A 17,928-nucleotide genomic window follows, 5' to 3' on the forward strand; every position below is an offset into this window, starting at 1 on the left:
CACCGGCAGCGGCTGCAGGCGGTTCAGCAGGTAGTGCAGGCAGACCTGCGCGGACTCCACACCTTGGCTGGGTGCACGTTCGTAGTTCCAGGCGGCCCAGGCGAGTTCACTCTTGGGCAGCACCGAGGCGTCGGTGTGCAGCACCGCGCGGTTGGGCTGGTAGCGGATGGCGCCCAGCACCTCGCGTTCGTCGGCGGACGCTTCACCACCGAGCAGGCGCAAGGCTTGGTCGCTGTGGCAGGCCAGCACGATGGCGTCGAACCGCTCCACCTGGCCTTCGGTGACCACGCGCACACCCCCGCCGTCGCGCAGCACCTGCAGCACTGGCGTGTTCAGGCGCCTGTCGGCGATGTTGGCGGTGATCTTCTGCACGTACTGGCGCGCGCCGCCGTCCACCGTGTACCACTGCGGCCGGTTGGTCACCTGGATCAGGCCGTGGTTGTGGCAGAAGCGGACCATGGTGGCCACCGGGAAGGCCAGCATCTGGTCGGTCGGGCAGCTCCAGATGCAACCCATCATGGGCAGGAAATACCAGTCGCGGAATTCGTCGGAGAAACCCTGCGCCTTGAGAAAGTCGCCCAGCGGCTGCAGCAGCGGGCTGTTGTCGCGCAGGTCTTCGCCCTGCTCGGCCAGCTTGGTGGTGACGCGGTTGAAACGCACGATGTCGGCCAGCATGCGCAGGAAGCGTGGGTTGAAGAGGTTGCGGCGCTGGGCAAACACGGTGGAGAGGTTGCAGCCGCTCCACTCCAGCGGTCCGCCGCCGGGTGCGGCACCGGGGGCTTGCACCGAGAACGACATGTCGGACTTGGCGATCGGCACGCCCAACTGCGCAAACAGCGCCAGCAGGTTGGGGTAGGTGCGCTCGTTGAGCACCAGGAAGCCGGTGTCCACGCCGAAGGTGGTGGCCACGCCCTGTGCGTTCGGCAAGGTCATGTCGACCGTGTGCGTGTGGCCGCCGAAGTAGTCGCCCGCTTCAAACAGCGTGATGTCGGCCAGACCCTGCAGGGTGTGGGCGGCGGCCAGGCCGGAGATGCCGGAGCCGACGATGGCCACGCGGGGTGGTCGGTGGGTGCTGCGGGCGGGGGTGTTGTGGAGGTCCGTGAACATCGTCGGACCTCAGTGCGCACCAGCGGCGCTGGTCGGAATACAAAAGCCTGCGAAGCGCCCCGAAACGAACAAGGGAGGGAGGGAGGAGGAGGAGAAGCGCCTCGGGATTTCAGTCCGATCACGCAGACCGGACAGGCTTCGCAGTGCAAAACAGAATTCGGTGGCCGTTGGCTGTCCCGGCCTGCCACTTGAGAGAAAAGCGCGCTCGAAAAAGTTCCAGACGAATGCTTGGGGTCGGCGGTTCCGGTCGGCAGAGGTGGCGCGCATGGTGGATGATGTGGTCAAAATAGACTGTTCAGTTTTATTGTGACTGTTTGGTCACGATTTGGTCGACAAGAATCGCTCGATATCCCTGACGAATTTGGGGTCTTTCGGATCGAGGGTGCTCGGGTAGCTGCGCACGGTCTGCCCGTCGCGTCCGATCAGGTACTTGTGGAAGTTCCATTGCGGCGTTTCACCGGTCTTCTGTGCAAGCTGTTTGTAAAGGGGGTTGGTCTCGCGCCCGACCACGCTGGTCTTGCTGAACATCGGGAATTTCACGCCGAAGGTGTTCTCGCAGAAGTCGGCAATGGCCTGGTTGTTGCCCGGCTCCTGGCGGCCAAAGTCGTTGGCGGGGAAGCCCAGCACCACCAAGCCCTGCGACTTGTATTTCGCGTACAGCGCCTCCAGGCCCTCGTACTGGCCGGTGAAGCCGCAGAAGCTGGCGGTGTTGACCACCAGCACCACCTGCCCGCTGTACTGGCACAGCGACTGGGGCTTTTCGTCCTGCAAACGGTCAAAGCGGTGCTGCAGCAAGGCCGGGCAGGCCGCTGGCGCTGTGGCGGGCTTGGGCGTCTGGGCCTGGGCCGCCGGGACCAACAAGGCACCGCCGGCGAACAGGCTGCAGGCAGCGAGGCGGCGCAATACACCGGGATTGACGTGGACAAGCGCTGATTTCATGACAAAAACTCCATAATCTGACGATCCATTGGATCATTTGTCCATGACAAGCTCAAGCCCTGACATCCCCAGCTGGCACTCGATCGCCGATGTCGAACGCGACACCGGCCTGTCCAAAGACACGCTGCGGGTGTGGGAGCGGCGCTATGGTTTTCCGATGCCGGCACGCGACGCGCTGGGTGAGCGCCAGTACGACAACCACCAACTGATCCGCCTGCGCCACATCCGGCGCTTGATCGATGCGGGACACCGGCCCGGCCGGGTGGTCGCGCTGCCGCTGGACGGGCTCGTTGCACTGAATACGCAGCCGCAGGCCGAGCGGATTCAGCCCGCCGCGAGCCAGGCCGACGCCTCCTTGCTGCCCGTTGCCCCCGACGACAGCGAGCTCGTCACCGAACACTGGACGCGGCTGCTGCGCCGCCAGGACGCCCACGGCCTGCGCCAGGCGCTGGCGCAGATGCAGCTGGAGCGCGGCCTGGCGCGCCTCATCACCGAGTGCGTGGCTCCGATGAACGTGCGGGTCGGCCAGGCCTGGCTGGAAGGCCGGCTGGCGGTGTACGAGGAGCACCTCTACACCGAGATCGTGCAGTCGGTGTTGCGCCAGGCGCTGGGACAACTGGTGCAGGCGCGGGCCCCCCGGCCCCCGCGCATCCTGCTCACCACGCTGCCCGGCGAGGTGCACGGCCTGGGGCTGCTCATGGCCGAATGTTTCATGGTGCTGGAGGGCTGCCACACCATTGCGCTGGGGGTGCAGACACCGCTGCCCGACATCGTGACCGCGGCCGATGCCAGCGAGGCCGATGTCGTGGCGCTGAGTTTCACCGCCGCCCAGAACCCGCGCGACGTGCGCGCAGCGCTTGGCCAGTTGCGCGAGCGCTTGCCGGCGCACGTGGAAATCTGGGCGGGTGGCAACTGCCCCGTGCTCTACAAACCGCAACGTGGCCAGTCCGCCAGCGCTGGCCCGGTGTTTCTGCCCATGGGCCGGCTGCAGGACATTCAGGACGGCGTGGCGCGCTGGCGCGCACTGGCCCCGGCGGACGCGGCATGAGCGCAGCGCCGGGCCGTTCCCAAGCAAGCTCGCACCGCAGCCCGCAGGGCGAAGGTACCCAATGAGCGGTTTCAAAGGCAACAAATCGACCCTGCCGCAAAAGCCCTGCGCGGCCTGCGGCCGCCCCATGACCTGGCGCAAGAAGTGGGAACGCACCTGGGAACAGGTGAAGTACTGCAGCGACCGTTGCCGCACCAGGTCCGACAAAACCGCTTCATGAAAAAAAACGCTTCCCTGCCCCGGCCCTTGCGCCGGCTGGTGCTGGTGCTGGGCGACCAGCTGTGGCTCGATAACCCGGCCCTGGCCGGCTTTGACCCCGCGCAAGACGCGGTGCTGATGATCGAAGCGCCCGGCGAAGCCAGCCACGTGTGGAGCCACAAGGCCCGCATCGCGCTGTTCCTCTCGGCCATGCGCCATTTCCAGCAGACCCTGGAGCGCAAGGCCTGGCCGCTGCGTTATGTGAACCTGGACGACGCCGAGCTGGACCAGCCCGACACGGCCTCACTGCCCGCGCGCTTGCAGCGCGTGTTGAAAGAACTCCAGCCGCAGGCCTTGTGGCTGTGCGAGGCCGGCGAGTGGCGGCTGCAGCAGGACATCGAAGCCACCGCCGCCGCCGCCAGCGTGCCGCTGCGCAGCTTTGACGACACCCATTTCTTCTGCAGTCGCCAGCGTTTTGCACGCTGGGCCGACGGCCGCAAGGAGTGGCGCATGGAATTTTTCTACCGCGAGATGCGGCGCGAACACGGTGTGCTCATGGACGGTGGCCAGCCGGTGGGCGGGCAATGGAACTTCGACGCCGACAACCGCAAGAGCTATCCCAAAAAAGGACCGGGGCTGATCACGCCGCCCGCGCAGTTCGAACCCGACGCGATCACGCGCGAGGTGGTAGCACTCGTGCAGACGCGTTTTGCCGACCACCCCGGTGAACTCAAAAGCTTCGCCTGGCCGGTCACGCCCGAGCAGGCGCGCGAGGCCCTGCGGCACTTTGTCGATCAGCGCCTGGACATGTTCGGCACCTACCAGGACGCCATGTGGACCAAGACGCCCTTCGGCTGGCATTCGCTGCTGTCGGTGGCGCTCAACCTGCACCTGATCGACCCGCGCGAGGTGGTGGCCGCTGCCGAGGCCGCCCACCGCGACCGGGGCCTGCCGTTGGCGGCCGTGGAGGGCTTCATCCGCCAGATCATCGGCTGGCGCGAGTTCATCCGCGGCGTGTACTGGATGGACATGCCCGGCATGAAAACCGCCAACCACTACGGCCACCGCCGCGATCTGCCGGTCTGGTACTGGACCGCGCAGACCCACATGGCCTGCATGAAGGACGCTGTGGGCCAGACGCTCGAACACGGCTACGCGCACCACATCCAGCGCCTCATGCTCACCGGACAGTTCGCGCTGCTGGCCGAGGTGAACCCGCAGCAGGTGGCCGACTGGTACCTCGCGGTGTATGTGGACGCGATCGAGTGGGTCGAGCTGCCCAACGTGGCCGGCATGGCGTTGTTTGCCAACGGCGGGCGCTTCACCAGCAAACCCTATGTGGCCAGCGGCCAGTACATCGACCGCATGAGCGACCACTGCAAAGGCTGCCGCTACCAGCCCGCACAGCGCGTGGGCTCCGAGGCCTGCCCCGTGACCACGCTGTACTGGAACTTTCTCGACCGCCACGAGACCGAACTCGCAGCGAGCCCGCGATCGGCGCTCATGGTGAAAAACCTGCAGCGCCTGGACGCCACCGAGCGCCAGGCGATCCGTGACCAGGCTGTGCTCACCCTGGCCCGCCTGAATGATTTGTAAGCGCAACCGCCGTCCCCCCGCATAAAATGCGCCCGTACCGAAAGGCCACCATGCTCTATCCCGAACTCTTCAAACAACTCGAATCCGTGCGCTGGGACATGGACAAGGACATTCCTTGGGACCAGTTCGACGCCAACGCACTGACCGACGAGCAGGCGCAGACGATCAAGATGAACGCGATCACGGAATGGGCGGCGCTGCCGGCCACCGAGATGTTCCTGCGCGACAACCGCGACGACTCCGACTTCTCGGCCTTCATGTCGATCTGGTTCTTTGAAGAACAGAAACACTCGCTGGTGCTCATGGAGTACCTGCGCCGCTTCCGCCCCGAGCTCGTGCCGACCGAGAAAGAGCTGCACGACATCCGCTTCGAGTTCGACCCGGCCCCGCCGCTGGAAACGCTCATGCTGCACTTCTGCGGCGAGATCCGCCTCAACCACTGGTACCGCCGCGCCAGCGAGTGGCATTCGGAGCCGGTGATCAAGAAAATCTACGCCACGCTCAGCCAGGACGAAGCCCGCCACGGCGGCGCTTACCTGCGCTACATGAAGCGCGCCATCGGCAAGTTCGGCGACGAAGCGCGTGTGGCGTTTGCCAAGGTGGGCGTGCTCATGGCCAGCGCGCGGCGCACTGCGCAGGCGCTGCACCCGACCAACCTGCACGTGAACAAGGACCTGTTCCCCAAGGACACGATCCAGAGCCGCCTGCCCAACCCGGAGTGGCTGGAGCACTGGCTGGACAAGCAGATCGACTTTGACGCCGTGTGGGAGAACCGCGTGGTCGAGCGCATCCTGCACAACATGAGCCTGCTCATGGAGCAGAGTTTCAAGACCGTGCAAGAGCTCAACCGCTTCCGCAAATCGCTCACGCCGGCTGCGGTGGTGGCGCCGGTCTGAGGTCGCTGCACGCACCCGAAGAGAAGCCCGCTGTGCGGGCTTTTTTGTGTGTGCCCGGGAAGCTTCAGTTGCTTGCGGCCTGGCCCAGCACGTGTTGCCACAGCGCGCGGACCGCAGCCGCAGAGGCTTGCACCGATGCCGCGTCCACCTGCGTGGGTGCTTCGTCCAGGCGCGCGCGGTGCTGGATCTGGCGCAGCTCGCGGTAGGCCTGCGCGGCCGCTTCGCCCATGCCGGGCGCCAGCAGGCCGGCGGCTTCGGCGCGGCGCAGCAGGTTGATGTTGCCGGTGTTGGCGCGCAGCTCGGGGTGGGTGCGCGAGTGCAGCAACACCAGGTACTGCATGACGAACTCCACGTCGACCATGCCGCCGGGGCTGTGCTTCACGTCGAACATGGTGCCGCGCACCGGGTGGGCCTGGCGCACCTTGGCGCGCATGGCCACGATTTCGCGGGCGAGTGAGTCGCCGTCGCGCAAGGCGGTGATCACGTCTTCGCGCACCGCATCGAAGCGCCCGGCCAGTGCCACGCCGCCGAGCACGAAGCGCGCGCGCGTCATGGCCTGGTGTTCCCAGGTCCAGGCGGTGTTGCTGCCGCGTTGTTGCTGGTAGTTGGTGTAGGCCTGAAAGCTCGTGACGAGCAGGCCCGAGTTGCCGTTGGGCCGCAGCGCGGTGTCGATCTCGAACAGGTCGCCCTCGCCGGTTTTCACCGTGAGCCAGTTGATCATCTTGCGCACGAAGGCGGCGTAGATCTCGCCGGCGTTCTCGTGTTCGTCTTCGTAGACGAACACGATGTCCAGGTCGCTGCCGTAACCCAGCTCCTTGCCGCCGAGCTTGCCGTAGCCAATGATGGCGAACGCCGGCTCGTCGCGGTGGCGGTTCTTCAGGCGCGCCCAGCACCAGCGCGCGGTCAGGCGCAGCACCGAGTCGGCCAGGGCCGAGAGGTCGTCGGCCACCTGCTCGACCGTGAGCACCTTTTCCAGATCGCGCGCGAGCGTGCGGAACACCTCGGCGTGGTGGGCGCGGCGCAGCAAATTCAGCAGCGCTTCTTCGTCGTCTTCGCCGGTGGAGTGCAGCGCGGCGCGGCGCGATTCCAGCTCGGCTTCAAACTGCGCCGCGTCGAAGCGGTCGGTGAGCAGTTGCTGGCTGGCGAGTTCGTCGATCACGCCCGGGTGTTGCAGCAGGTAGCGCGCGGGCCATTTGGCGGCACCCAGCAGGCGCAGCAGCCGCTCGTGCACCGAAGGCCGCTCCTGCAGCAGGGCCAAATAGCTGTCGCGGCGCAGCAGGGGTTCGATCCAGTCGGCCATGCGCAGCGCGGCTTCCTCGCTCACACGGCCTTCTTTCAGCCAGGCGCCGGTGCGCTGCACCAGGCGCACCAGGCGCAGGCGGCTGTCTTCCTTCAAGGCGAGCACGCGCGGGTGCTCGCGCCACTGCGACACCTTGGCCGCAAACGCCAGCGGCAACTGCGCCAGCACGCTTTGCAGATCATCGGCTGCGGTGCGCGGAGCGCCGCCGTTTTTGCCGTTGCAGCCCTTGCCGTTGCAGCCGCCGTTGGTGGGGCCACCCAGCAGCGTGTCGAACTCCTGCGCCACCAGTTCGCGGTGCGCGTCCAGCGTGTGCAGGAACTCGCACACGTTGGCGCAGCCCATGGTGGCGGCCAGCCAGGCGAGGTCGTCGTCGCGCGTGGGCATCACGTGGGTTTGCTGGTCGTCCAGGTACTGGATGCGGTGCTCGACCCGGCGCAGAAAACGGTAGGCCTCGGCCAGCGCGTCGGCCGAGGCCTGGGGCATCAGGCCGGCGCGGCACAGGCGCGGCAAGGCGTCGAGTGTGGGCCGGGTGCGCAGCTCGGGGAACTGGCCGCCGCGCACCACCTGCAGCAGCTGCACGGTGAACTCGACCTCGCGGATGCCGCCGCGCGAGAGCTTCACGTCGTTGGCTCGGCCCGGGTTGCCGGCGGCGCGCTTGGAGGCGTGCTCGCGGATCTGGCGGTGCAGCGTGCGCAGCGCTTCGAACACGCCGTAGTCGAGGTAGCGACGGAACACGAAGGGCAGCACCGAACCGCGCAGCGCGTTGGCGCCACCGGCGGCCACGCAGGCGGTGGGCGCGATCACGCGGCTCTTGAGCCAGGCGAAGCGTTCCCACTCCCGGCCCTGCACGAGGAAATATTCTTCCAGTGCGCCCAGCGACACCGCACTCGGCCCCGAATTGCCGTTGGGCCGCAGCGCGAGGTCGACGCGGAACACGTTGCCGTGTTCGGTGGTCTCGCCCACGGTGTTGTAGATGTGTTTGACCACCTTGCCGAAGTACTCGTGGTTGCTGATGCGGTTGCGACCCTGCGCGTTGCCGGCGGTCTCGCCGTCGTGGTCGTAGACGTAGATCAGGTCGATGTCGCTCGACACATTGAGCTCGCGCGCACCCAGCTTGCCCATGCCCACCACCCACAGCTGCGCGCGCACGGTCTGGCCCTGCGCGTCGGTGTGCTGCGGCGCACCGTACAAATCATCGAGTTCGTGGAAGGCCAGTTCGCAGGCCACATCGAGTGCGATCTCGGCGAGTTCGGTCACGGCGCGCGTGACCACCGCCAGCGACGCGCCCTGCTCGCAGTCGAGCACCACCAGGCGCTCCAGCACCAGCTGGCGCAGCACGCGCAGCGCGGCTGGCAGGGGCAGGCCGCGCTGGACCAGCGTGGCCAGGCCGGCTTGCATGGTGGCGCGCTCGGGCGCGCCTTCGGGCAGGCAGGCAAGCTCGTCGGGGTAGCGTCGGCGCACGCGCTGAACGAAACGGGAGTGCTCGGCCCGGCGATCGGCCAGCGTCAACCCGGGCAAGGTGTTCACATTTGATGACAAAGCGGAGACGCCTGTGGTGGAACCCGTGAGATGACTGGCCGTCATAATTTGCGTTGGACATGAACCATCAAAGCCCGGCGCCCAGTGCCTCCTCTGCGTCACACGCAAGAGCCTCGAGAACCCTCAAGACATTTGCCGTGGCCAGCCGACTGTTGCTGTGGCTGCTGCTGGGTGTCTGGGGGCTCTTCGCACTGACCTGGGCCGGTTTGAATGGCGCGATTGTGCCCCGAATCGGCGAATGGCGTCCCGACCTGGAAAGGTGGGCGACCCAGGCGGTCGGGGTACCGGTTCGCATCGGTGAAATCCGTGCCGAACCGGGTAGCAGCGGCGCCGGTTTTCTGCCGACGCTGGTGCCCTCCTTTGAACTGCGCGACGTGCAGCTGATCGACGCGCAAGGCCGTGTGGCCTTGCAGCTGCCGCTGGTGCGCACGGCGGTGTCGGTGCGCTCGCTGTGGCGCGGCGGGTTCGAGCAGGTGGTGATCGAGGCGCCGGTGCTCGATGTGCGCCGCACCGCGCAGGGCCGCATCGAGGTGGCCGGGCTGGACATGTCGGGCCCCAGCACCGGCGACAGCGCTGCGGCCGACTGGTTTTTTTCGCAAAGCGAGTTTGTGATCCGGCGCGGCACCCTGCGCTGGACGGACGACCTGCTCAACCAGCCCGCGCTGGCCCTGAGCGAGCTTGATCTGGTGGCCCGCAACACCGCACGCACCCACCACTGGCGCGTTGACGCCACCCCGCCGCCGGCCTGGGGCGAGCGCATCAGCCTGCGCGGCCAGTTGCGCGAGCGCTTCATCAGCCTGGGCCAGCGCGCACCCGATCAGCCGGTGTGGCACGACTGGAGCGGCGAGCTGTTTGCCGACTTCACCCGCGTGGACGTGGCGCGCCTGCGCACCTACGTGGACCTGTCCGACTGGGGCGTGGAGGTGCGCACCGGCGAGGGCGCGCTGCGCGCCTGGGCGCAGGTGGAACAGGGCCGGGTGGCCGGTGTGACGAGCGATGTGGCGCTGCACAACGTGGAAGCCCGGCTCGGCCCGGACCTGCCCACCATGGCGCTGGAGAACGTGCAGGGGCGGCTGGCCGCGCAGTGGAGCGATGACGGCTTTGGCGTGACCTCGGAGAACCTGAACTTTCGCACCCGCGAGGGCGAAACCTGGCCCGGTGGGCGCTTGCAGCTCACCTACAGCGCCGCACAGGGCCGGCGCGCGAGCAGCGTGGCGCTCAGCGCTGAACAGCTCGATCTCGCCGCGCTGTCGGCCGTTGCCGAGCGCGTGCCGCTGCCCCAGGCCACACGCGGGCTGCTGCAGAGGCTGAAGCCGGCCGGGCGCATGGACGGCTTCACCGCGCGCTGGCAGGGTCTGACCCGCGCGGGCAACGACAACACCGACGGTCCCATCGATTGGGCGCAGGGCACCTACCAGGCGCGTGGCCGTGTGCAGGGTCTGGCGTTGGCGGGCGAGCCCAGCGGACAGATGTCGGTGCGGGGCAACTACCCGCTGCCCGGTCGACCCGGCATCACCGGGGCCACGGTCGACTTCGACCTCACCCAGGACGGCGGTCGCGCGCGCATCACCGTGGCCGACGGTTCGCTGGAGCTGCCCGATGTGTTCGAAGAGCCGCGCATTCCACTGCAGAGCCTGGAGGCCGACGCCACCTGGCGCGTGCAGGGCGAGCGCATCGAGGCCCAGCTGGACCAGCTGAAGATGGCCAACGCCGATGCCGAGGGCACGGGCCAGGTGAAGTGGCACACCAGCGACCCCGCCACCAGTCCGTCGAAATCGCGCTTTCCCGGCGTGCTCGACCTCACGGCCAACCTCACCCGCGCCGACGGCACCCGCGTGCACCGCTACCTGCCGCTCACCATCGACGCCGAGGCGCGGCGGTATGTGCGCGAGGCGGTGCGCGCCGGACGCGCCAGCCAGGTGGCGTTTCGCATGCAGGGCGACATGGACGGCATGCCTTTCAAGAACGCCGCAGCGCCGAGCGAGTTCCGCATCACGGCCGATCTCGGCGCTGTCGATTTCGATTACTTGCCCACCAGTTTTCAGTCCGCAGGCGACGCTCCGTGGGCGGGCTTGCGGGACTTCTCGGGCCAGCTGGTGCTGGACCACCTCACCCTGCGGGTGACGGGTGGCACGTCGGGGCTGGTGGGTGCGGCGGGTGTTCGCCTGAGCGAAGGCGAGGTCGTGCTCGACGACCTGGCCCGCGACACAACGCTCACCGTCAAGCTCAAGGCCAAAGGATCGGCCAGCGACATGCTGGGATTCGTGCAGAGCTCGCCGCTCAACGCCATGACCGACACCGCACTGGCCCAGGCCCGGGCCGGCGGCAACGCGCAGGTGGGGCTTTCGCTCAAGCTGCCCTTGTTCGACCTGAACGCCACCACGGTGGCGGGCACGGTGCAGTTCGAGGGCAACGACCTGAAGATCAGCCCCGCTGCTCCATTGCTGGCGCGCACGCGCGGGACGCTCGCGTTCACCGAGCAGGGCTTTGTCGTGCTGGGGGGCAACACGCGCCTGTTCGGCGGCGACCTGCGCTTCGAAGGCGGTTTGCGCAAGAACCCGCAGGGCGTGGCGCGCCTGCAGTTTCGCGGCCAGGGCGTGGCCAGTGCCGAGGGACTGCGCGACGGCGATTTGGGTGCCGCCTCGCGGTTGTTTCAAAACGCCTCGGGCACGGCGGCCTACACCGCGCAGCTTGGGTTTCGCGCCGGCGTGCCCGAGCTGCAGGTGAGCAGCACCCTGCAGGGCATGGCCTTGAGCCTGCCCGCGCCCCTGGGCAAGACGGCCGAGGCCAGCCTGCCGCTGCGCCTGGAGAGCGCCGTGCTGGAGGTGGCCGACGAGGTCGCGCGCACCGACCGCCTGGCGCTGGAGCTGGGCTCGGCGCTGGCGCCGCTGGTGGCGTTGCAGTACGAACGCGACATCACTGGCCCCGGGCCCCGCGTGCTGCGCGGCAGTGTGGCGGTGGGCCTGGAGGGCGGCGATGTGGCCCCCCTGCTCGCAGCGGGCGTGGCGGGCAACCTGCGCTTCGACCAGCTCGATCTGGACGCCTGGTCGCGGCTGGCCAGCCACTCGGGTGTGCGCGTGCCCACGCCGGCCACGCTGAGCGCGACCGACCAGGACGCCGAGCTGGCTTACCTGCCCACCACGCTGGCGCTGCGCGCCAACCGCCTCACGCTGGAGGGCCGCGCCTTCAACCGCGTGGTGGTGGGTGGTTCGCGCGAGGGCACGCAGTGGCGCGCCAACGTCAACGCCGACGAGCTCAACGGCTACGTGGAAGTGCGCCAGGCTGGCCCCGGCACCGCCGGCAGCGTGTTCGCGCGGCTGGCACGCCTGAAGCTGGAGCCCACCGTGGCCACCGATGTGGAGCAACTGCTGAGCCAGCCCACCAGCGTGCCCGCGCTGGACATCGCGGTGGACGATCTGGAGATCGCCGGGCGGCGCCTGGGCCGGGTCGAGGTGGAAGCCATCAACCGTGGCGGGCCGACCCGCGCGGGCGAATGGCGGCTCACCAAGCTCAAGCTCGGTGTGCCCGAGGCCCGGCTGAGTGCCACCGGCAACTGGGCGCCGCTGTCGGCCGCCAGCCGTCCGCAGGAACAGCGCCGCACGGCCTTGAGCTTCCGGCTCGACGTGGACGATTCCGGTGCGCTGCTCTCGCGCTTCAACCGGCCGGGCCTGGTGCGCGGCGGCAAGGGCCGCATCGAAGGCAGCATCGGCTGGATCGGCTCACCGCTGGCGCTGGACTACCCCACGCTCTCGGGCCAGCTGCAGGCGGATTTCGAGCGCGGCCAGTTCCTCAAGGTCGAGCCCGGCGCGGGCCGCCTGCTCGGCGTGCTCAGCCTGCAGGCCTTGCCGCGCCGCCTGGTGCTGGATTTCCGCGACGTGTTCTCCGACGGTTTTGCGTTCGACTTCGTGCGCGGTGACGCGCGCATCGAGCAGGGCGTGCTCTTCACCAACAACCTGCAGATGAAGGGCGTGAACGCTGCGGTGCTGATGGAGGGCACGGCCGATCTGGCGCGCGAGCAGCAAGACCTGAAAGTGGTGGTGGTGCCCGAGATCAACGCCGGCACCGCCTCGCTGATCGCCACCGCCATCAACCCGGCCATCGGCCTGGGCAGTTTTCTGGCGCAGTTCCTGTTGCGCCAGCCGCTGCAGAGCGCGGGCACGCAGCAGTTCCACATCACCGGCAGCTGGGCCGACCCGCAGGTGGCCAAGGTCGATCGCACACCGCCTGCCACGCCGTCTCGCGCCCCCGCCAGTCCACTGCAGTAAGCTGAACCACCCCAGCGCGCCGGTTGCCCGCGGCGACCCACCGAAAGACACGCCATGACCCTGCCTCACCCACCCCACGTGCCCGGTCGCCTGAAGGTGGCCGCGATCCAGATGGTCTCGGGCATCAGCCTGGACGCCAACCTCAGCGAAGCGCTGCGGCTGCTGCGCCAGGCCGCCAGCGCAGGCGCCGAGCTGGCGGTGCTGCCCGAGTACTTCTGTTTCATGGGCGCAAAAGACGAAGACAAGCTGGTGCTGGCCGAGACGCCCGGCCTGGGCAAGGTGCAGGATTTCCTCTCCGACTGCGCGCGCGATCTGAAGCTGTGGATCGTGGGCGGCACCCTGCCCATGGCCACCGACGACCCCACCCACGCAGCCAACGCGTCGCTGGCCTACAACCCGCGCGGCGAATGCGCCAGCCGCTACGACAAGATCCACCTGTTCCGTTACGACAACGGCCGCGAGCGCTACGACGAAGCGGCCGTGTTGCGCGCCGGCGAAACGCCCACCGTGTTCGAGTGCCGCGACGCCGGCGGACACCACTGGCGCGTGGGCCAGAGCGTGTGCTACGACCTGCGCTTCGGCGAGCTCTACCGCATGCTGGCCGCCGACGTGCTGCTGGTGCCCTCGGCCTTCACCCACACCACGGGCCAGGCGCACTGGGAGGTGTTGCTGCGCGCCCGCGCGATCGAAAACCAGGCCTTCGTGATCGCCAGCGCGCAGGGCGGCGTGCACGAAAACGGCCGGCGCACCTGGGGCCACACCATGGTCATCGACCCGTGGGGCGGGGTGATGGCCCTGCAGGCCGAAGGCCCGGGCGTGGTGATGGCCGAACTGGACTTCGAGCAGCTGCGCAGCGTGCGCGAGCAGCTGCCGTCGTTGCAACACCGCCGCCTTTGAACCGGATGTCCGTGGCGAAGGGCCAGGCACCCGAGAGCACCGACCCGAGCGCGCGCCGCTGGGGCCTGTGGGCCACCCTGGTGTTGCTGGTGCTGGCGCTGCTGGTGGTGCTGGTGTTTCTGGCGCGCGAATACGAAGAAGCACGCGACCAGCAGGCACTGGATCAGGAAGCGGCTGCCGTGGTCAGCGACATCCGCAACGCACTGCTGCGCAACGTGCAGACGCTGCAGTCGCTCAACAGCGTGTCGCCCACCGCCGACAGCTGGGCTGCCCCGGCCGCCGAACTGCTCTCGCAACACCGCGAGCTGGTGCGACTGGAGTGGCGCGACACCGCGCAGCGCCTCATCGGCCACCGCGACACCCCCTTTCTCTCCGACGTGTTCGGCTACCTGGACCGCACCCGCGCGCTGGCCGACGTGAAGCTGGCGTGCGACAACGCGCAGCGCCTCTCGGGCCCGGCCTATTCGGCCAGCTACTTCTGGCCCATGCGCGATGGCCTGGGTCTGGAGCTCATGGAGATGTGTCTGCCGGTGGTGCGCTCGGGTGTGGCCAACGGTTTTCTGGTGGCCACGTATTCCCTGCCCGGCGTGCTCTCCGAGCTCACCAAGCGGGACGAGCTGCGCAGCCGCGGCCTGTCGTTCAACGACGCCGACGGCACGCGCCTGGCGCTGCACCGCATGGTGCCCGGCACCCGCCGCACCCTCAGCGCCAACGCGGTGCTCGAACTCCCCGGGCACACCATGATCCTGCAGCTGCAGAGCCCGCGCCTGGTGGGCGGCCTGTTTCCCAACGTGCTCACGGCGGTGGTGAGCGCGCTGTCGCTCGCCCTGCTGGCCGTGCTGGCCCTGCTGGCGCGCGACACGCGCCTGCGCCAGCGCGCCGAGCTGGGGGTGGCCGACGCACTCGCGTTTCGCAAGGCCATGGAGGATTCACTCGTCACCGGCCTGCGCGCGCGCGACATGACCGGGCGCATCACCTATGTGAATCCGGCGTTCTGCGAAATGGTGGGGCTGAGCGCCGAGCAACTCATCGGCACCGGCCTGCCCGCGCCCTGGTGGCCGCCCGAGCTGGTGGACGAATACCAGCAGCGCCAGCTGGTGCGCCTGGCCGGCCAGACCCTGCCGCGCGAAGGTTACGAGTCGGTGTTCCAGCGCAGCGACGGCGCGCGCTTTCCGGTGCTCATCATCGAAGCCCCGCTGATCGATGCGCAGGGCAAACAGACCGGCTTCATGAGCGCGATCCTCGACCTCACCGAGCAGCGCCGCGTGGAAGACCTCAACCGCACCTCACAAGAGCGGCTGCAGGCCACCGCCCGCCTGGCCACGGTGGGCGAGATGGCCTCGCTGCTCAGCCACGAACTCAACCAGCCACTGGCTGCGATCTCCAGCTACGCCAGCGGCGCCATCAACCTGCTGGACCAGCCGGCCGGCTCGCTGCCGCAGGCCGACCTGTCGCAGGCGATGCGCCGCATCAGCGAGCAGGCCGAGCGCGCAGGTCGCGTGATCAAGAGCGTGGCCGACTTCGTGCGGCGGCGCGAGCAGGTGCGCGAGACAGTGGCGCCGCACATGCTGATCGATGCCATCCAGCCGCTGCTGGTCTTGCAAGCCAAGAAGCAGGGCATCCAGCTGCAGATCGACATCGCACCTGGTTGTCCGCCGGTGCAGTGCGATCGCACCATGGTCGAGCAGGTGTTGCTCAACCTGGCGCGCAACGGCATGCAGGCAATGGCGCTGGACGCAGCGTCGCTGGACAAAGCACGGCGCGTGCTCAGGATCGCCGTGCACCAGACCAGGCTGCACTCGGGTGGTGAGCAGCACAAGGCGTGGGTGACGTTCGAGGTGAGCGACCAGGGCATGGGCCTGAGCACCGAGGTGCAGGAGAAACTGTTCACGCCTTTTTTCACCACCCGCGCTGAAGGCATGGGCCTGGGCCTGAGCCTGTGCCGCACCGTGATCGAGCAGCACGGTGGCGCGCTGACCTTCGAGTCGAACCAGCCTTGCGGCACGGTTTTCCGCTTCACGCTGCCCGTCGCCGATCGAGACGGCTCCCCTATCATCCGGTCATGACCCAGCACCTCGACGCGAAGATCTACCTGATCGACGACGACGCTGTCGTGCGCGACGCGCTGGCCTGGCTGCTGCGCACGCGCCGGCTGGTGAGCGACGGCTATGACAGCGCCGAGGCCTTCCTGGGCGACACCCTCGCCTGGAACAACGAACCCAGCACACCCTGCTGTGTGCTGCTGGATGTGCGCATGCCCGGCATGAGTGGGCTGGCCCTGTTCGAGCGCTTGCAGACCCTGCCCTGGCAGGCGGCCATGCCGGTGATCTTTCTCTCGGGCCATGCCGATGTGGCCACCGCCGTGGACGCGGTCAAGCGCGGCGCTTTCGATTTTTGCGAGAAGCCGTTTTCCGACAACGCGCTGGTCGACCGCGTGGAGCGTGCGCTGGACCAGTCGGCCCAGGTGCTGGCCCGCCGACGCGTGCAGCGCGAGCTGCAGCAGCGCCTGAGCAGCCTCACCGACCGCGAGCGCGACGTGATGGACCTCGTGGTGGCCGGCCTGCCCAACAAGCTGGTGGCCGATCAACTCAACATCAGCGTGCGCACAGTGGAGGTCCACCGCTCGCGCGTGTTCGACAAGATGGGCGTGAAGTCGGCGGTGGAACTCGCCAATGCGCTGCGGCCTTGATGGCCTGCGCTCGCTTCAGCGGTCTTCCGGCTTGTCTTTGCCCGAAGGCTTCTCCAACTTCTGGCGTTCCACCTCCTCGGGCAGCTCGCCACCCTTGCGCCCTGAAAACATGGTCCACCACACGATGAACACCAGCAACACCAGCGCGCCAAGCGCTTCAAGCAACAACAAGGTCATGGATCGATTCGGTCGGTTTTTTCAGACGTTCATGCGGGTGGGAGCGAGCGTGCTGATTGTAGGAAGCCTGGTCTCCTGCGCCATCGGCCCGGTGCAGAGCCCCGCGCCCGCGATTCCGCCCGCACCGTCGGTGTCCACCGCGCAGGCCGACACCAGCCCCTTGCCCCCGGCGATCCAGCGCGGCAAGAGCCGCTGGACGCCGGTGCGCTGGAGCGAGCTGCCCGGCTGGGGGCAAGACAGCCTGTTTGAGGCGTGGAACGCCTGGGTGCGCGGCTGCGAGCGCCCCGCGCCGGGCCAGGCCAGCCCGTGCGCCGAACTGCGCCAGCTCGCCATCGGCACCCCCGCCGAGCAGCAGGCCTGGGTGATGCGCCGCTTCCAGCCCTACCGCGTCACCGAGCCCGATGGGAGCCTGCCCGATGGCCTGCTCACCGGCTACTACGAGCCGATCATGGCGGCCAGCCGCGTGCCCACCGCCACGCACCGCACACCGCTGTACGCACCGCCCGCCGGGCTGCGCAACGGGCAGCCCTGGTACAGCCGCCAGGAGATCGACACGCTGCCCGCCGCGCAGGCCGCGCTGCAGGGTCGTGCGGTGGCCTGGCTGGCCGATCCCATCGACGCGCTGATCCTGCAGATCCAGGGCTCGGGGCGGCTCAACCTCACCGAGCCCGACGGCCGCGTGCAACAGGTGAGGGTGGCCTTTGCTGCGCACAACGGCCAGCCGTACCAGAGCGTGGGCCGCTGGCTGCTCGACCAGGGCGCGATCCGCGAAGCCTCGTGGTCGTCCATCAAGGCCTGGGCCGCACAAAACCCTCAGCGCCTGAACGAGATGCTGTGGAGCAACCCGCGCACCGTGTTCTTCCGCGAAGAAGCCTTGTCGGAGTTCGATGCCCGCTTCGGCCCACGCGGCGCGCAAGGTGTGCCACTCACGCCGGGCCGCTCGATCGCGGTCGATCCCCAAAGTATTCCCTACGGCACCCCGGTTTGGCTGGCGTCAACCGGCCCGACTTTGAACGTGCAGAAACTCGTGATGGCGCAAGACACGGGCGGCGCCATCGTGGGCGCGGTGCGCGCCGACCTGTTCACCGGCTGGGGTGGCTGGAGCGACGAGGCCTACACCACCGCAGCGGCGCTCAAGCAGCCGCTGCAGATGTGGGTGCTGGTGCCGAGGTAGTCGGCGGCGGAGCGTGGGGGCAAGGTGTCGCCGCCGGGCCGCCCCAAGGCGAAACAGCCCCCTCGGGGGGCAGCGACCCGCGCAGCGGCGGAGCGTGGGGGCA

Annotated in this window: 13 protein-coding genes; 9 read left to right on the forward strand and 4 right to left on the reverse strand. The window is 68.4% G+C overall.

What is annotated here, in order from left to right; genetic code table 11:
- Together ACN4F8_RS16805 and ACN4F8_RS16810 are read right to left on the reverse strand one after the other, a co-directional pair.
- Positions 1–1,107, reverse strand: a 1,107-nt coding sequence (locus tag ACN4F8_RS16805; RefSeq protein ID WP_419474609.1) for an NAD(P)/FAD-dependent oxidoreductase, incomplete at its 3' end; no start/stop codon positions are given.
- Positions 1,108–1,425: 318 nt separating this feature from the next.
- Positions 1,426–2,046 carry a glutathione peroxidase gene (locus tag ACN4F8_RS16810; protein ID WP_419474610.1) on the reverse strand — a complete coding sequence of 207 codons (621 nt, stop codon included), beginning with the start codon at positions 2,044–2,046 and terminating at the stop codon, positions 1,426–1,428.
- Positions 2,047–2,089: 43 nt separating this feature from the next.
- Here ACN4F8_RS16810 and ACN4F8_RS16815 point away from each other — a divergent pair, with 43 nt between their 5' ends.
- From ACN4F8_RS16815 to ACN4F8_RS16830, 4 genes are all read left to right on the forward strand, one after another.
- The gene (locus ACN4F8_RS16815) at positions 2,090–3,094 is read left to right on the forward strand and encodes a MerR family transcriptional regulator (RefSeq protein ID WP_419474611.1); all 1,005 of its coding nucleotides are present in this window, start codon (positions 2,090–2,092) and stop codon (positions 3,092–3,094) included.
- A 61-nt stretch (positions 3,095–3,155) separates the two neighbouring features.
- Entirely contained in the window at positions 3,156–3,314 is a 159-nt protein-coding gene (locus ACN4F8_RS16820) for a DUF2256 domain-containing protein (protein WP_419474612.1), read from the forward strand.
- On the forward strand, positions 3,311–4,888 hold the full coding sequence (locus ACN4F8_RS16825; RefSeq protein ID WP_419474613.1) for a cryptochrome/photolyase family protein: 1,578 nt from the start codon (positions 3,311–3,313) through the stop codon (positions 4,886–4,888). Before ACN4F8_RS16820 ends, ACN4F8_RS16825 begins: the two co-directional genes overlap by 4 nt.
- 50 nt (positions 4,889–4,938) lie before the next feature.
- Positions 4,939–5,784, forward strand: a complete 846-nt coding sequence (locus ACN4F8_RS16830) for a ferritin-like domain-containing protein (RefSeq protein WP_419474614.1) — start codon at positions 4,939–4,941, stop codon at positions 5,782–5,784.
- A 64-nt stretch (positions 5,785–5,848) separates the two neighbouring features.
- On the opposite strand, the gene glnE is transcribed toward ACN4F8_RS16830, so the two are convergent.
- Positions 5,849–8,668, reverse strand: a complete 2,820-nt coding sequence (gene glnE / locus ACN4F8_RS16835) for a bifunctional [glutamate--ammonia ligase]-adenylyl-L-tyrosine phosphorylase/[glutamate--ammonia-ligase] adenylyltransferase (RefSeq protein WP_419474615.1) — start codon at positions 8,666–8,668, stop codon at positions 5,849–5,851.
- Between the two features lie 92 nt (positions 8,669–8,760).
- On the opposite strand from glnE, the gene ACN4F8_RS16840 reads away from it, so the two are divergent.
- The 4 genes from ACN4F8_RS16840 to ACN4F8_RS16855 all read left to right on the forward strand — a co-directional run bounded on the left by ACN4F8_RS16840 (position 8,761) and on the right by ACN4F8_RS16855 (position 16,474).
- Positions 8,761–12,888: a YhdP family protein gene (locus ACN4F8_RS16840; protein WP_419474616.1), complete on the forward strand. Its 4,128-nt coding sequence runs from the start codon at positions 8,761–8,763 to the stop codon at positions 12,886–12,888.
- Between the two features lie 90 nt (positions 12,889–12,978).
- The gene (locus ACN4F8_RS16845; protein WP_419474620.1) at positions 12,979–13,785 is read left to right on the forward strand and encodes a carbon-nitrogen hydrolase family protein; all 807 of its coding nucleotides are present in this window, start codon (positions 12,979–12,981) and stop codon (positions 13,783–13,785) included.
- A 5-nt stretch (positions 13,786–13,790) separates the two neighbouring features.
- Entirely contained in the window at positions 13,791–15,851 is a 2,061-nt protein-coding gene (locus ACN4F8_RS16850) for a two-component system sensor histidine kinase NtrB (RefSeq protein ID WP_419474621.1), read from the forward strand.
- Entirely contained in the window at positions 15,848–16,474 is a 627-nt protein-coding gene (locus ACN4F8_RS16855) for a response regulator transcription factor (RefSeq protein WP_419474617.1), read from the forward strand. The genes ACN4F8_RS16850 and ACN4F8_RS16855 overlap by 4 nt, the downstream gene beginning before the upstream one ends.
- A 15-nt stretch (positions 16,475–16,489) precedes the next feature.
- Here the strand turns inward: ACN4F8_RS16855 and ACN4F8_RS16860 are convergent, their stop codons facing one another.
- A complete protein-coding gene (locus ACN4F8_RS16860; RefSeq protein WP_419474618.1) occupies positions 16,490–16,651 on the reverse strand; it encodes a hypothetical protein in 162 nt (53 codons plus the stop codon).
- Between ACN4F8_RS16860 and ACN4F8_RS16865 the strand changes: the two genes are divergently transcribed.
- On the forward strand, positions 16,584–17,825 hold the full coding sequence (locus tag ACN4F8_RS16865) for a murein transglycosylase A (protein WP_419474619.1): 1,242 nt from the start codon (positions 16,584–16,586) through the stop codon (positions 17,823–17,825). The two genes, ACN4F8_RS16860 and ACN4F8_RS16865, sit on opposite strands and share 68 nt — an antisense overlap.
- The last annotated feature ends 103 nt before the right edge of the window (positions 17,826–17,928 follow it).

Source organism: Hydrogenophaga sp., assembly GCF_048549895.1.
GTDB lineage: Bacteria > Pseudomonadota > Gammaproteobacteria > Burkholderiales > Burkholderiaceae_C > Hydrogenophaga.

What these genes read in the sequence shown, in the direction of transcription:
- ACN4F8_RS16865 (WP_419474619.1), top strand. Translation starts at nt 16,584, where the DNA reads ATGGTCCACCACACGATGAACACCAGCAACACCAGCGCGCCAAGCGCT.
- ACN4F8_RS16815 (WP_419474611.1), top strand. Translation starts at nt 2,090, where the DNA reads ATGACAAGCTCAAGCCCTGACATCCCCAGCTGGCACTCGATCGCCGAT.
- ACN4F8_RS16855 (WP_419474617.1), top strand. Translation starts at nt 15,848, where the DNA reads ATGACCCAGCACCTCGACGCGAAGATCTACCTGATCGACGACGACGCT.
- ACN4F8_RS16850 (WP_419474621.1), top strand. Translation starts at nt 13,791, where the DNA reads ATGTCCGTGGCGAAGGGCCAGGCACCCGAGAGCACCGACCCGAGCGCG.
- ACN4F8_RS16810 (WP_419474610.1), bottom strand. Translation starts at nt 2,046, where the DNA reads ATGAAATCAGCGCTTGTCCACGTCAATCCCGGTGTATTGCGCCGCCTC.
- ACN4F8_RS16830 (WP_419474614.1), top strand. Translation starts at nt 4,939, where the DNA reads ATGCTCTATCCCGAACTCTTCAAACAACTCGAATCCGTGCGCTGGGAC.
- ACN4F8_RS16860 (WP_419474618.1), bottom strand. Translation starts at nt 16,651, where the DNA reads ATGACCTTGTTGTTGCTTGAAGCGCTTGGCGCGCTGGTGTTGCTGGTG.
- glnE (WP_419474615.1), bottom strand. Translation starts at nt 8,668, where the DNA reads ATGACGGCCAGTCATCTCACGGGTTCCACCACAGGCGTCTCCGCTTTG.
- ACN4F8_RS16820 (WP_419474612.1), top strand. Translation starts at nt 3,156, where the DNA reads ATGAGCGGTTTCAAAGGCAACAAATCGACCCTGCCGCAAAAGCCCTGC.
- ACN4F8_RS16825 (WP_419474613.1), top strand. Translation starts at nt 3,311, where the DNA reads ATGAAAAAAAACGCTTCCCTGCCCCGGCCCTTGCGCCGGCTGGTGCTG.